The 13,318-nt window shown below is 36.6% G+C and carries 18 protein-coding genes and 2 pseudogenes; 2 read left to right on the top strand and 18 right to left on the bottom strand.

Features of this window, described 5'->3' with window-relative positions; translation table 11 throughout:
* Positions 1 to 3 precede the first annotated feature (3 nt).
* The 9 genes from K364_RS0113685 to K364_RS0113645 form a co-directional block, all read right to left on the bottom strand.
* A complete protein-coding gene (locus K364_RS0113685; protein ID WP_028308488.1) occupies positions 4 to 1,437 on the bottom strand; it encodes an amino acid permease in 1,434 nt (477 codons plus the stop codon).
* A 240-nt stretch (positions 1,438 to 1,677) separates the two neighbouring features.
* Positions 1,678 to 2,151: a DsrE/DsrF/DrsH-like family protein gene (locus K364_RS0113680; RefSeq protein ID WP_028308487.1), complete on the bottom strand. Its 474-nt coding sequence runs from the start codon at positions 2,149 to 2,151 to the stop codon at positions 1,678 to 1,680.
* Between the two features lie 17 nt (positions 2,152 to 2,168).
* Positions 2,169 to 2,483 carry a TusE/DsrC/DsvC family sulfur relay protein gene (locus tag K364_RS0113675; RefSeq protein ID WP_028308486.1) on the bottom strand — a complete coding sequence of 105 codons (315 nt, stop codon included), beginning with the start codon at positions 2,481 to 2,483 and terminating at the stop codon, positions 2,169 to 2,171.
* A 36-nt stretch (positions 2,484 to 2,519) separates the two neighbouring features.
* Positions 2,520 to 3,767, bottom strand: a complete 1,248-nt coding sequence (sqr, locus tag K364_RS0113670; RefSeq protein ID WP_028308485.1) for a type III sulfide quinone reductase, selenoprotein subtype — start codon at positions 3,765 to 3,767, stop codon at positions 2,520 to 2,522.
* 17 nt (positions 3,768 to 3,784) lie between these two features.
* Positions 3,785 to 4,048 carry a metal-sensitive transcriptional regulator gene (locus K364_RS0113665; RefSeq protein ID WP_277995589.1) on the bottom strand — a complete coding sequence of 88 codons (264 nt, stop codon included), beginning with the start codon at positions 4,046 to 4,048 and terminating at the stop codon, positions 3,785 to 3,787.
* 222 nt (positions 4,049 to 4,270) lie between these two features.
* A complete protein-coding gene (locus K364_RS0113660) occupies positions 4,271 to 4,660 on the bottom strand; it encodes a secondary thiamine-phosphate synthase enzyme YjbQ (protein ID WP_028308483.1) in 390 nt (129 codons plus the stop codon).
* A 71-nt stretch (positions 4,661 to 4,731) separates the two neighbouring features.
* Positions 4,732 to 5,112, bottom strand: coding sequence for an ArsR/SmtB family transcription factor (locus K364_RS0113655; RefSeq protein ID WP_035269305.1), 381 nt, complete (start codon positions 5,110 to 5,112; stop codon positions 4,732 to 4,734).
* A 38-nt stretch (positions 5,113 to 5,150) separates the two neighbouring features.
* A complete protein-coding gene (locus K364_RS0113650) occupies positions 5,151 to 6,320 on the bottom strand; it encodes a permease (RefSeq protein ID WP_028308481.1) in 1,170 nt (389 codons plus the stop codon).
* Positions 6,321 to 6,418: 98 nt separating this feature from the next.
* Positions 6,419 to 6,667, bottom strand: coding sequence for a thioredoxin family protein (locus K364_RS0113645; RefSeq protein ID WP_028308480.1), 249 nt, complete (start codon positions 6,665 to 6,667; stop codon positions 6,419 to 6,421).
* Between the two features lie 290 nt (positions 6,668 to 6,957).
* Between K364_RS0113645 and K364_RS27960 the strand changes: the two are divergent.
* A pseudogene (locus K364_RS27960) lies at positions 6,958 to 7,123 on the top strand (carboxymuconolactone decarboxylase family protein); the annotation flags it as partial.
* A 71-nt stretch (positions 7,124 to 7,194) separates the two neighbouring features.
* Here the strand turns inward: K364_RS27960 and K364_RS24155 are convergent.
* A complete protein-coding gene (locus K364_RS24155) occupies positions 7,195 to 7,716 on the bottom strand; it encodes a superoxide dismutase family protein (RefSeq protein ID WP_035269303.1) in 522 nt (173 codons plus the stop codon).
* Positions 7,717 to 8,115: 399 nt separating this feature from the next.
* On the bottom strand, positions 8,116 to 8,571 hold the full coding sequence (locus K364_RS0113635) for a hypothetical protein (RefSeq protein ID WP_028308479.1): 456 nt from the start codon (positions 8,569 to 8,571) through the stop codon (positions 8,116 to 8,118).
* A gap of 125 nt (positions 8,572 to 8,696) precedes the next feature.
* Here K364_RS0113635 and K364_RS24150 point away from each other — a divergent pair, with 125 nt between their 5' ends.
* Positions 8,697 to 9,119 (top strand): hypothetical protein, encoded by a 423-nt coding sequence (locus tag K364_RS24150; protein ID WP_035269300.1) that lies wholly within the window; start codon positions 8,697 to 8,699, stop codon positions 9,117 to 9,119.
* A gap of 173 nt (positions 9,120 to 9,292) precedes the next feature.
* Here K364_RS24150 and K364_RS0113625 read toward each other — a convergent pair whose 3' ends face one another.
* The 7 genes and pseudogenes from K364_RS0113625 to K364_RS0113600 form a co-directional block, all read right to left on the bottom strand.
* On the bottom strand, positions 9,293 to 9,532 hold the full coding sequence (locus K364_RS0113625; RefSeq protein ID WP_028308478.1) for a hypothetical protein: 240 nt from the start codon (positions 9,530 to 9,532) through the stop codon (positions 9,293 to 9,295).
* Positions 9,498 to 9,611: pseudogene (locus tag K364_RS27955) on the bottom strand (2-oxoacid:acceptor oxidoreductase family protein); the annotation flags it as partial. The pseudogene K364_RS27955 and the gene K364_RS0113625, both read right to left, overlap by 35 nt.
* Positions 9,612 to 9,697: 86 nt before the next feature.
* A complete protein-coding gene (locus K364_RS0113620; protein WP_028308477.1) occupies positions 9,698 to 9,886 on the bottom strand; it encodes a 4Fe-4S binding protein in 189 nt (62 codons plus the stop codon).
* 17 nt (positions 9,887 to 9,903) lie between these two features.
* Entirely contained in the window at positions 9,904 to 10,569 is a 666-nt protein-coding gene (locus K364_RS0113615) for a 2-oxoacid:ferredoxin oxidoreductase subunit gamma family protein (protein WP_028308476.1), read from the bottom strand.
* Positions 10,562 to 11,431, bottom strand: coding sequence for a thiamine pyrophosphate-dependent enzyme (locus K364_RS0113610; protein WP_028308475.1), 870 nt, complete (start codon positions 11,429 to 11,431; stop codon positions 10,562 to 10,564). Before K364_RS0113610 ends, K364_RS0113615 begins: the two co-directional genes overlap by 8 nt.
* Positions 11,428 to 12,570, bottom strand: coding sequence for a transketolase C-terminal domain-containing protein (locus tag K364_RS0113605; protein ID WP_028308474.1), 1,143 nt, complete (start codon positions 12,568 to 12,570; stop codon positions 11,428 to 11,430). Before K364_RS0113605 ends, K364_RS0113610 begins: the two co-directional genes overlap by 4 nt.
* Positions 12,563 to 13,150, bottom strand: coding sequence for a carbon monoxide dehydrogenase beta subunit family protein (locus K364_RS0113600; RefSeq protein WP_028308473.1), 588 nt, complete (start codon positions 13,148 to 13,150; stop codon positions 12,563 to 12,565). Before K364_RS0113600 ends, K364_RS0113605 begins: the two co-directional genes overlap by 8 nt.
* Positions 13,151 to 13,318: the final 168 nt, after the last annotated feature.

Below are 13,318 nucleotides of genomic sequence, written 5' to 3'. Positions count from 1 at the left end.
TAATTACTTTATATTTACTTTAAATCTATTCTGAACCATTACTGCCTTTAGTTCCTCTGGAGCCTCAGAACGAATAGACTTTCTTGCATGAAGCAAATAGTAAATTATAAAAATCAGCCAGATCGCAGCACCACTTAGAATTAGTTCAATATTGTATATAACAAAAGCCACCAGTAAAACTGAAATAATTATTACAGCAGTCATTAATAATAAAGTGAAAGGACGTTTATTCCCATAGCGAAACCACTCAGGTTCGTAGAAGCTTAAAAATATAAATGAATACATAATAATGAGATATAAAATTAAAGTAGAACTAACAGTAAGGAATATTAGAGTCTCTTTATTAATATTAAAACTTACTACCAAGGAGACAAGGATAGTAAAAATAAGTGATATATGTGGAGTTTGAAAGGTAGAGTTTAATTTGCTTAATACTAATGGAAGATATCCAGCTCTGGCCAAAGAAAATACTTGCCTTGACAAAGCATATATCAGGCCATAAATACTAGCTAAAAAGGCACTTACCCCCAAAAAGGAAAATGTAGTTAACAGAACTTTATCATTAGGTTGTTTTTGACTTAATAAATGCAGTAATGGGAACTGTTTTCCCGGAGCTAATGGCCAGTTTTGAATGTTACCCAAAAAATACCAAATACCCAATGATAACATTATTATAGTTGCAAATGCAATTTTTAGTCCAAGTGGAATATTTCTTTCCTCGCTATTTACTTCTTCAGCACTCATTACAACAGCATCTATACCTAAAAAGAACCATACTGCAAAGGATAAAGCAAGAATTATTCCCTTCCAATCGCTATCTAATACAAATACAAAACTAAAATTGCTATTGTCAATATAGTCTATGGTGCCAATAAAAAATAATACAATTAAACTTAAGGAACAGCTAACAAAAACAAACTGCATTGCTGAAAAAAACCTCACCCCCAGAATACTGAGGAAAAGCATGAGGCTAACCATTAAAAGTATAAATAAATATAAAGATGAATCTGAAAAAACAAATCTAATGTATTCACCTAGATAAATTAATGTTAGAGAGCTGGCACCTGTAAACTGAATACAGCTAGCCATTCCAGCTATATAACCCCAAAAAGGCCCTAATGCACACCTGGCATATGCATAATGGCCTCCAGTAAAGGGAAATAATGTTGACAACTCCGATAATACTAATACAAACAAAAAGTAAATTATTGCAACAAAAAATAGAGCAATTAATAAAGAAAATGGACCAGTGCTTAAGCCGCTATTCCAATGAAGAAAAAATCCACTTATAACTGTACCGACACCTAGTGTCCACAAATTTTTTGTGCCTAGTATTTTCTTTAGTCCATGTTTTCGTTGGAAATCTTCTGCATGTCTTCTCGTTATTAGAATATTTTCCTCACCAGGTACTTGAATGCCATTTTCATACGGATGCATAATATGGTCTCCCTAATCCTTGTTAAAATTTTGGCAAACATATATCTTATAATAGCATAATATTTTTATTTTTCCTCTAATTAAATTTTGGTTAGTCAGGTGAAAACTGCAGAATCATGGATGACTAAATGGCAGCAAAAAAACAGTTGCCTTTGGGCAACTATTCTAAATCCATAAAAATCGACATGCTATATTTTAAATGTCACTAGTGAAATCAGAACTACTTATTTATGAAAATGTTTACGTAAATATTATTTGACCTCCAGCTGAAAGCTCATAAAAATCTCCTACAGTTAATACATCTTCTACCTGATTACAAAAGTCTTCTTTTTTAAGTTTGAACATTTCTACACTAGCCAAGCATGCATACAGCTTTCCTCCTGCATCATAAATCATTTCAATAAATTCTGGTATTGGAGGAATATCTAATTGTTCCATTTGTTTTTTCATCATACCACTTGCTAGGGCAGACATCCCCGGCATAACTCCAATTAAGGATGGAATACCCATTGCTGGATTACCAACTGTTGCAACTTTAATTTTATTCATTTTCTTTTTTGTAATGGCGTCTAATCCAAAAAAAGTGAAAAATATATTGGCCTCAATACCTTTCATTCTCGCTCCATTAGCTAGAATTAACCCTGGATATACTCCTTCTAAAGAACCCTTTGAAATTATAATGGATACTTTTTTTATCTTATCGTCATTTGGCATCTTTTTATCCCCCTTCATTAAACACAACTAACAGGTTTACTTATACCTGCTATTTTAGCAGCTTTTAATACAGGTCCATCGGGAAACAGATCATATAAATCCTTTGTGGGAATATTGCCTACATTTTTTATTCTCCTGGTGGTTGGTACTTTTTCTGTTTCAGCAAAGTCCTTTCGCAAAAATTCAATTACTTTCCAGTGACCTTCAGTTAATTCATGGATGCCAAGTTCTTTAGCTATTGCCTCGGCAATTTCCTTGTTCCATTGATTCATTTGAGTCAAATATCCTTCTTCAGTAACATCTACAGTATAGCCAGCAATTATTTTTTCCATAGCTAAACACTCCTTGTATAAAAAAATTTTATAAAACTAATCTGGCAGCAGATCAAGATTCTTGCCACTCTTTTTCATATGCGCAGAGACAGTTGGAATAGGTATGCCCTTTAACAACATATTCCAGTAAATGTATTTAAAAGCCATCTTGCCAAGGTGGTTAACCTTAGTTTCTTTTAAAAGTGAGAAAGGCCCAATTCCTGGTAGCGGGAATGTTCCTGAAACAGGTTCATAATCATAGTTAAAATCAATCAAAAATGCTTTATTATACCCTGATTCTATAAAACAATTGGCATGGCCATCAAAATGTGCAGTTAATGGTTTCCTATTAGTATAATTCAAGATATTTTCAGTTAAAATTTCCCCTTGAAAATGGGCAACTGAACCGGCCTTTGAAGTTGGTAGATCTGTGGCATCTCCAATAACAAAAATGTTTTCATAGTCTTTGGATTGCAGGGTATGTTTATCTGTGGGTACAAAATTCAAATCATCTCCTAAACCAGACCGTCCTATGAGCTTACTTCCCATATTTATTGGAACTGTAACTAACAAATCATAATCTACCTCTTTATTATCAAAAGATACAAGTTTCCTGCTTTTGGGATCTACATGGCTGACGTTAAACTTATTAACTAAACTTATATTCTTTTGTGGAAATAAATCACCTAAAACTTCAGAGCAAATTGGTTTTGTAAAAGCACTATCAAGGGGAGTAACATAAACCAGTTCTACTTCTTGACGGTTTTTTTTCTTTTCAGTAAAGAACCAGTCTGCTAGAAAAACAAATTCAATTGGAGCTACTGGACATTTAATGGGCATTTCACTGACATGAACAACCAATTTTCCTCCATTCCAGTTTTCCAATTTATCTTTAAGAGCTAGCGCACCCCCAATGGTATAAAAGTCAAATAAATCTTTTCCCCATCCTTCATTTAGCCCTTCTGTTTCTTCAGGGGCTATGTCACATCCAGTTGCGATGATTAAAATGTCATAAGAAACCATTTCTTGGTTACCTAAAACAACTTGATTTTTTTCTGCATTGATTAATTCCACAGAAGCTTGAATATATTCGACACCTTTTGGCAAAAACTTAACTTTTCTTTTTACTACATCTTTTTCTGTGTAGATTCCGAAGGGAATAAATAGAAAACCAGGCTGATAGTAATGATTTGAGTGTTGATCAATAATTGTAATTGACCATTCTCTCTTATTTATTTTTTTATTAAGCATATTAGCCATTATTGTTCCAGCAGTACCGGCTCCTAAAATAAGAATCTTTTTCATGATTATCACCTAATTTTTTATTTGTATTTCAGAATATTTTCCAAAAGCTGGGCTATTTCTTGCTTCAGGTCTTTGCCTTCATTCAAGGCCTTTTCTAAACATTGTTCGGCCATATGCTTGCTTATCATTATCTCTACCTTTTTTATTGATCCTGTTACAGCAGCCATTTGAATCAGTATATCAGCACAATCCTTGTTATCTTCAATCATTTTTTCAATTCCATTAATGTGCCCCCTAATAGTCCGCAAACGGTTTAAGATAGTTGCCTTTTCACTTTCCACTTCCATCAACTCCATTAATTAGTATCCGCAACCCCTCCCCTGGGGGTGGGCTGTAGTTTAATTATAATCCAGTTCGATAGGAAATGTAAACTATTTTTTTGATAGTTTGAACCTAGTGAATATTTTAATCAGCAATTAAAAAACCAAGGCTCTCTCAGATGAAAACCTTGGGATTAAAATAGTATTCTTTTTCACATAACTCATGAGATTTCACTATTTTCACTATGACATAAGCTTTAACCAGAGCTTTCTTTGCCTTGGGCCATCAAATTCACAAAGAAAAACCCCCTGCCATGTTCCTAACCACAGTTTTCCATGAGAAACTATGCAAGCTTGAGATGCTCCCATCATGGAGGCTTTTATATGAGCATCAGAATTTCCCTCAAGGTGAGTATAGCCGCCTTTGTATGGTACAATCCTGGTCATTGTATTTAACATATCATAAACCACATCTGGATCTGCATTTTCATTAATGGTAACACCACAGGTGGTATGAGGAACAAAGATAACACATATTCCATTGGTAAACCGATTTTCTGAAAGTACTCCATTTATTATTGAAGTGATATCAATCATTTCTTCCTTTTTAGAAGTTTTTACTTTTATCTCCATGTGCCCATTCAAAATATCTAAACCTCCTAACCTGCAGCATTCCTTTACCTAAGGTTTATTGTTTTCACTGACTATTCATTCCTGGTATCTATTAATCTCTTTTTAATTTTCTTTACCTTTTCATTAGAATCTAGATTTATATATCTTTGATATTCTCTCTCAAAACCCTGGAGTTCCCTTAAATCGGCATCTAAAAATTCCATGAAAACCTTAAAAACATTTTCTATTCTCTCTTTATTAATAGAATAGAAGATCCAGTAACCTTCTCTGCTTTCTTTAACTAAATCAGCTTCTTTTAATATTTTAAGATGTTGAGAAACCCTTGGCTGCACTATGTCTAGCACTTGGCTCAGTTCACATACGCACATGCTGCGAACTGATAATACCTTTAGTATTCTTACTCTAGTAACTTCTCCAAGGGCTTTAAACTCCTTAAAAAAAATTTTATCCATAGATTGCACCTCCCGACAAGCCCTGATTACTTAAACATTTAACCCATAATGGTTCCATATATTAATCCGGAAATTGTAGACATTACCACCACCAAAAAAACGTATACCAGTGTCTTTTTTGTACCCATAATACTTCTAATTACAAGCATGTTTGGCAGACTAAGGGCTGGACCAGCTAATAAAAGTGCTAATGCTGGACCTTTTCCCATTCCTGCACCCAGTAGTCCCTGAAGAATAGGAATTTCTGTTAAAGTAGCAAAATACATCAGGGCACCAATCAGTGAGGCTGCAAAGTTTGCGCCCAGCGAATTTCCTCCAACAAAACTTGATATCCAGTGTGAAGGTATTATACCTGCATCTATTCCAGGCCTGCCCATGAGAAATCCTGCAGCGAGAACACCAACAAAAAGTAATGGTAATATTTTTTGTGCAAAATCCCAGGAGGAATCTACCCAGTTCTTAAATTCGTCCATGGTAAACCATTTTACCAGCATATAAGCTAGTATACCCAAAAGGGCAAGGGTTATAGGCCATTTGACCTGATATACCCCATACCAGAAACCGTGGACTGTATCTGGTTTTGCCCATGCTGCAAAGATGAGAATTAAAATTAAAGTAGCAAAATACATAATTATTTGCACACCACTTCTGGATGCCTGTTCTTCTAATCCATCTCCAAAATCTGTACTTTCCTCGTCTTCTTTACGAAAAATTAAAGACATTAGTATTCCTATCACAACGGCAAATACAACAGCGCCTATCGCCCTTGCAAGTCCAAATTCCCATCCCAGTATTCTTGCTGTTAGAATAATGGCAAGAACATTGATTGCAGGTGCAGAATACAAAAAAGCTACAGCAGGACCTATCCCGGCCCCCCTGGTGTAAAGCCCACAAAAAAGCGGCAGCACAGTGCATGAGCAGACTGCAAGCACGGTTCCAGATACTGAAGCCACAGAATAAGAGATCCATTTTTTAGCCTTGGCTCCAAAATACTTTAGTATGGCGTTTTGTGAGATAAATAATGCCATGGCACCTGCAATAAAAAAAGCAGGTATTAGACAAAATAGTACGTGCTCTCTCGCATATTCACCAGCCATCTTAAAAGCTTCTAAAATCGCACCTTCTAATCTAACATTATTAAATGGAGTTAAGTAAAGTATTAAAAAAGCACCAACGTATAGAAAAAATTTTCTCCATTGGTTATTCATTTCCCCATCTCTCCCTTTAACACCTAGTTCTTAAAGATTGCCAGGTAATACGGGTACTGATTAAAAACACCCTTAGGTGTTTTTAATTCTACTATAACTTATTTTTCTGCTGCCGCCGTTGTAATTAACTTACTAATTTCAGCTTTAGAAGGAAGTTTACCTGTTACTTTAACTTTACCATTTATAACTAAGCCAGGGGTGAGCATTATGCCCATTTTGGCAATCTCTTTGATATCAGTAATCTTTTTAAGATTAGCATCTACTCCTAACTCCTGTACAACCTCCTTTACCAACTCATAAAGCTTTTCGCATTTCATACATCCTGGGCCTAAAACCTTAATTTCCATAAAAAATCACTCCTTTAATTGTTTACATAATAAATCTTAACTTTTACTAAAAAACATTCCCAATTCTACTGTGAAAATGCTAGTAATATATAGAATATCCTCACTGAGAAACCTCGCCGCAACTATATAAGAATTAACTTATATAGTTATAATATACCTTATGGCGTTTTCTTTCAAGTACCAATTGTAAACTATTTTATTACAAAAGCTTTTTCCTATTGTAATTGATAAGGATGAAATAATCTATTAGAATATAAACAGGATCCATAAAATATGAGAGGTTGTACAAAATGAGATTGTTGGCCGAATTCTTTCCAAAGTTTGCAGAGAAACTTGAAGACTGAAGACATTGATTAGATGTATACTGAAAAGAGAATGATTGACGAAAAGACATATCAGTTTATTTGTTTCGCCCATTCAATTAAGGCGAGATCTAAACCCTGTGTTATAAAACACTCTTTCATTAAGCATATTATTAATACTTCTACCCTCAACCATAATAAATAGGTGGGTCGTTACTTACTCAGTTATTCCGGCGAGCAAAAACAGGGCAAATCTTTTTTATCTACCTGAGTATATGTTATAACTCCACAAGCCAACCTTCTTCCTGAGGCCCCCGTAGGTTGTGTCCTGTAGTCGTCAGGACTTTCATGAATTATTACTGACCTATCAATAATATCCCTTACCTTGAATCTGTTTGTAAAAAAGCACATTCTAGAAAAACCTCTGTTAGAGAATAGCACTGGAAAGTCTCCTGCATGGTTTCCATGTGGTTGATTATCAGGATCCCAGTGTCCACCTGCTGCCTGAAAAGGGTCGGTCGGGTCTCCTATTACACAGGTACCGAACTCATGAATATGAAAACCATGAGGCCCTATTGGCGGTTCTCCAGGTATTCTCTGAAAAGGTGGTAAACCTCTAATTTCTCCACATACATTTGTCCCTCCTGGAACATCTTGAAAGGTTACAATGCCTCTTATTTGAGGTCTTAGTGGCCCTCCATGTATCCTGGCAGCTGCAAAACCCCTTGAAGAGTTACGAATAGCCAAGACTTATTCCTCCTCTCAATTTCATATATTAATGAATTCCCTTTTTCCATAATACGTGTGCTACAACCGAAAGTTTCCAAATGCCATGGAAGATGGAAGAACTTAATATTATATTCTTTATCTACCAAATCGCAACAACAAAAGTAACATAATCATAATATATATCAAGCTTTAAATAAAAAGAGTAGCGGTAAGATTTTTTGTAAATAAGTTTTGATGAGATTATGACTATAATGAGTATTTTTATAGAAGAAGCTCACCTTATTTTAAGGCGAGCTCCTATTGTTAGTCCTTTTTATATCTGGTTTGGGTACCTCTAATCGAGTTCCTCTCTTCAAAATACCGGTTCCTCATGCCGTTAAATGTGTACATTCCGTGTAACTTTCTTTTTAATCTTCATTATAATCCTCTAGTTGGAATTTCATAAAACTCACCATTTCCCGCATAACCATAACTTATAACTAACTGACCTTCTTTGAATATATCAGCTTGGATATGGCATCCATAATCTGTGACCTTTACTTCAATTTCTGTGTCACCATATCTATCTTTATAATACGTCTCTGCCTCTGCCTCAATTGCTGTCAAATCTTTCTGTGCAAATGAAGTTCCACTACCACAGCCACCTCCGGGATTCATACCGCAGCTTCTCTGGCGTGAATTGTCGGTTCCACTGCAGCATCCCCCACCAAAACTAGGTGTATTATTTAATAGTTTTCCAAAGGATAAATCTCTAAAGTCTCCTTCTGCATAAGCCGCTCTTTGGTTGACAAGCCAGGCTCCTGCTATAAAGAGGGTAAATACCAATGCTACAATGCCCAATTTGCGCAACCGTTTCTCATTAAGTATCCTCATAAAGCTATGCACCTCCTTTCTATTTCTTATTGAAGTATCTTAAGTAATAAACTAATTATAATTTACAAATGTGATAAAAATGTGAATTAAATATAAATGATTGGCTTTAAGTAGTAAAATTATATATGCCATTGCTTTTAGCACCTTTTTTGTTACTTTATCATCCTGTTTTTTATGCTCATCCGAATATTCCATTCATGGTATATTCTGTGGACAGGCTCCCTTTTATTAAGCAGCCAGAGAAGCTTGATTACAAACAATTACTTTGTGAATACAAATCCCAGCACGGTAAGGAACTTAAGCCTGTAAAGTCTCGTGGTGATGATAATCCTGTACCTCTGATGTCACTTGCCATCGTTGTGGTGCTCCTCATACATATCTTTACGACAATACTGGTGGCCGTGGTCAGCTCTGGTTCAAGATCTGTGGGTTACGATTTAACAAGGATAAAAAGGATTCAAGAAAAAAATCCAAACCTTTTTTCGATGAAACACCTGAAATACAAGTATTTTTATCAAAAGGTTTGGATTTTATTTAGGTTTGGATAACGAAAATCATGGGAACATGAGAAAACTCTTTAGAAGTGCCTACAAAAAGCTCTCTTGCAGCAGCAAAAGAAATATTGTCAACAACCCAGTAACCGGTAATGTCACTAATGATTTTTAATTATCCCGATGTGCATTAAGCCATTTTCAAGATTACTCACAATTCATGGTGTATATTAATTTATAATGAAATATGATTTTTTACATTCTTTGGCTTTTTCTAGTGCTAAATTATAGGCTTCTTTAATAGCAGTAGTATTTTGTTCTATTAGCGCAGCAGCTGCAGTATACTTACTTTTTAAAACCTCGTCAAGGGCTGCGGTTGTTCCAGATGCAATAATCTTTGTTTTTCCAGCAAAACGCTCTTCAACTGCTTCAATAAATAATGTCAGGATAAAGGATTTCCCCCTTGTCATAAACAGGTTCTTCAGAAATGCGAACATAACTCTCGGCGGGAGCTAAACGCTTTTCTGCGCCAAAAAATGGATAGGCCACCAAGCCCCGCCATGCGAATATCCAAATTTGCCGGCATTGTTAAACCACCTCCTTATTTACCTTTTGAAATACTATAACCTTAAGTATTAACTTATTTCCAATGCCTCTTTCTTGCATGCAGTTACACACAGACCACAACCCTTACAGCGAGCTGGTTCAACCTCTACTATTTTTGTCTTGTGAATGTATTTAATGGCATTAGGTTCAGGGCAGGCAAAAATACACAGCTTGCATCCCGTACACTTTTCCATAGCGACTTTAGCGGCATAATACATGAATTATGAACCTCCCATCATATAATGTACTCTTCAATAGATCCATTAGCCTTAAGTATTACTTCAATATTTTTCTCAATTAACTGAGTAACTTTTTCATACTTTGTTTTTAAGGTATCGTCCAAGGCAGCAGTACTTCCTGATGCTACAAATTGTCCACCGCCAAATCTATCCATAAGTGATTTTTGGATGTTTTCTATGGAAGCTAATGGAACAATTCCTAGTAGTCCTCCCAGCATGGCCATATTTGTTGAAAGTTCTGTACCACCTACTTCAGATGCTATTTGTGTAGCCGGGATATAGAACAGCTTAGCATTAAGTTTATTTAGCTGTTTCAACTCATCACTACTCAAATTTAGTGGTACATCTGAATTAACAAGAATAATTCCATTCTTTTGCAGCCCATCAAAAAAAGGCATGGTGTAGCACTTTCCAAGGGTTATAACATGCGGGTGAAAAATCATAATTATATTTGGGGAAAGCACTTCACCTCGCTCACTAATTCTGGTGGTGGAAATACGCACATAACTTTCCGCTGGAGCCAACCTTTTTTCCGCTCCAAAAAAAGGGTTAACAGTGCTTTCTTTTCCCTCTAAAGTTGCAGCCAAACTTAAAATATGGGCAGCAGTGACTACTCCCTGGCCTCCCAGGCCAGACATCCTAATGCTCATTCTTTCAGCCATTATGCTTCCCCTCCTCCAGTTTGTTTAAAAATTCTTGGGCTGTAGGTGAAATATATTCTTTCACAGGGTAAGTGTTATCCTTTTCTCTACTTTTTGCCTTTATCAAGGTTTCATTGGGCCTTAACTTGTAATTTGTGGGGCAGGGAGCGAATACCTGCAGATAGGAAGGACCAATTTCTCTAGCTACTAAAATTGCCCTCTGTACCATTTTTTCAAATCTTTTAATATTTGAAGGGTTAACAGCTCCGGCATATGCACAACCGCTTTCCCGAGCAATTTCAGGCAGTGATACTTTAGAGAACTTTTTACCTGTTGGTGCCATGTTAAGAACTGCTCCCTTCTGGGACATTCCGCTTTCCTGTCCGCCTGTATTGGCATAAGCTTCATTATCCAACATAATGGTAGTAATGTTTTCTTCTCTGAACCAGGACTGCATTACCATATCTAAGCCAATATCAGCAGTTGCTCCATCACCTGCTATGACTACTATATCCTTTGTCTTTTCCGGAAATCTTAGTTTTAATGCCCTTTTTAAGCCTGAAGCAACTGCATTTTGATTCCCAAACAAAGAGTGTATGTTGTGGAGAGCAACCTGTGGAAAAGCAATTGCACTACAACCAGTACTGCCTACAACTATGGTATCCTCAGGATTAGGCAGTGATGCTAAAATCATTCGTAGAGATAGAGCCAATCCACAGCCTGCACAAAGTGGATGCTCTTCAATTAACTCTTTACCCCCACCTAACCCATTAACGCCTTGGTTATTATCAAAGGGGCTAGTGTTCTCCCTTACCAATTCTATATATTCTTGTGGCATAATATCTTCAAAACACGGGGAAATTTTAAATACATCCTTTTTCATTTTGAACACCTCCTGATTTCATCTAATATTAGTTCAGGGGGCATGGTCATACCTCCAAATACTTTAGGGCTACTTATTACCTTGTCGCTCTCATTTATAGATGCTTTAATCTCTCTGGCAAGCCACCCTACACGATTAAATTCTGGAACAATTACATATTTTGCATTACTGCTTAATTCTTTAATTTCTTTAGTTGGGAAAGGTCTAATGGATTTAATCTTGACCAAGCCTACATTTATTCCCTCTGCCCTTGCCAATTCAACTGCTTCTCTGCTTTGTGATACTGCAGTACCTGATGCCACTATTAATATCTCAGCATCCTGGTTTTCCGCTTCTATTAGGCTGCCAAAATAATGTTGAATATGTTTTCTTGATCTTTCTACGGCAGCCAGAATCTCCTGCTGCCAAGAAGCATGACAAGCATAGCTGATAAAGTTACTTTTCATAACAAAGGGGTCCCGCATATGTCTGATGGGCACATTTTCCATATCCATAACTGGAACCGGCGCAGAATATGGATTATAAGGAGGTAGTTTAATATCATCAGATGGTACTTTTATCTTATCCCGGGTGTGAGTAACAAAAAAGCCATCTACAAAAACCCCCACGGGTACATGAACATCAGTTTTTTCAGCAATTATAAAGGATTTCAAAATTGCATCATATAGTTCCTGGGCAGTTTCCACATGAATGACAATTATTCCTGTATCCAGCATAAAGGCCATTTCAATGGTATCTGGTTGAATACTTAATGGAGAATTTATTCCTCTGGTCATAAAAGCACAAACTATGGGAAGCCTAGCCCCCGCCCAGGTGGAAAATGCCTCAAAAGCTCTTAAAGTACCAGGTCCTCCAGTTGCAGTAAAAGCCCTAACTCCTCCCATAGCTGCACCGGCAACAGCGGACATTACAGCAAATTCACTTTCCCCTCTATAATAGTCTCGCAAGTACCCATCTCTGAATAAATCCCCTACCAGGTGCATACTCTCAGATTGTGGAGTTATTGGATAAGAAATAGCCATATCTACGTTTGCTCTTTTAACTGCCTCTTTAACTGCTTCACTTCCTGTTATAAACATTTCTTCACGAGGGGCTTCAAAAAAGAGATACTCCGGAGAAACTACCTTCTGATCAATCATGCACCATCACCTCTTTTAATTCCGCTACAACTGCAGTTAGTTTCTGAATAACAGCCAAATCTACATCCCTTAAAGAAATCATAGCATCCTCGTGACCTGCTTCACCGCAAAGGGCAATGGTATAACAATCAGTACCTCCCCTAATAATCTTTAAAGCTACATTAGCAAAATGACAATGAACACCTACAAAAACACAAACATCAATTTTATTATGCCAAATAGTTAAATTAGGATGGTTAGGGTTAATTTCGATGGCTGGATTAATCATTGGATACTTAGGCCTATAGTCCGGCATAGGAATAATTCTCGCACCTACTACTTCGGCTAGTTCTTTTATAGCCCTAGCCCTTTCTGCTACCCCTTCCTTCCAGGCCCAGAGAATTTGGGGACCAGGAAAGAATACAGGATTTTTTGCTGTTAAAAGCTTTTTCCCAATTTCTTTCATTGCCTCGTCCACAAGAGTAATTTCACCCTCAACTATCGCCTCGCCTTTTTCTGGAAGAACAACTCCCATGGAAGCTGCTGCTGGAGGCAAATAGCCCTCCGGCCCAGCTTGAACTCGGTAAAGATTGTTAGACATTAATAATCCCTCCTTGAATATTAGCTAGATGTTATATACATAGCTGTAATTAACCTGCTTTGGTTAATTGCAACAGTCATCTCAACAAAGCCCAAGTAAAATAAAAATCCAACACCAAAATAGGCTTCTAACCAATTGGTGTTGGACACGTTTCAACTGATATTTCTA

Source organism: Desulfitibacter alkalitolerans DSM 16504, assembly GCF_000620305.1.
In the GTDB taxonomy this organism is placed as follows: Bacteria; Bacillota; DSM-16504; order Desulfitibacterales; family Desulfitibacteraceae; genus Desulfitibacter; species Desulfitibacter alkalitolerans.
This window is presented reverse-complemented; position numbering and strand designations above follow the sequence as displayed.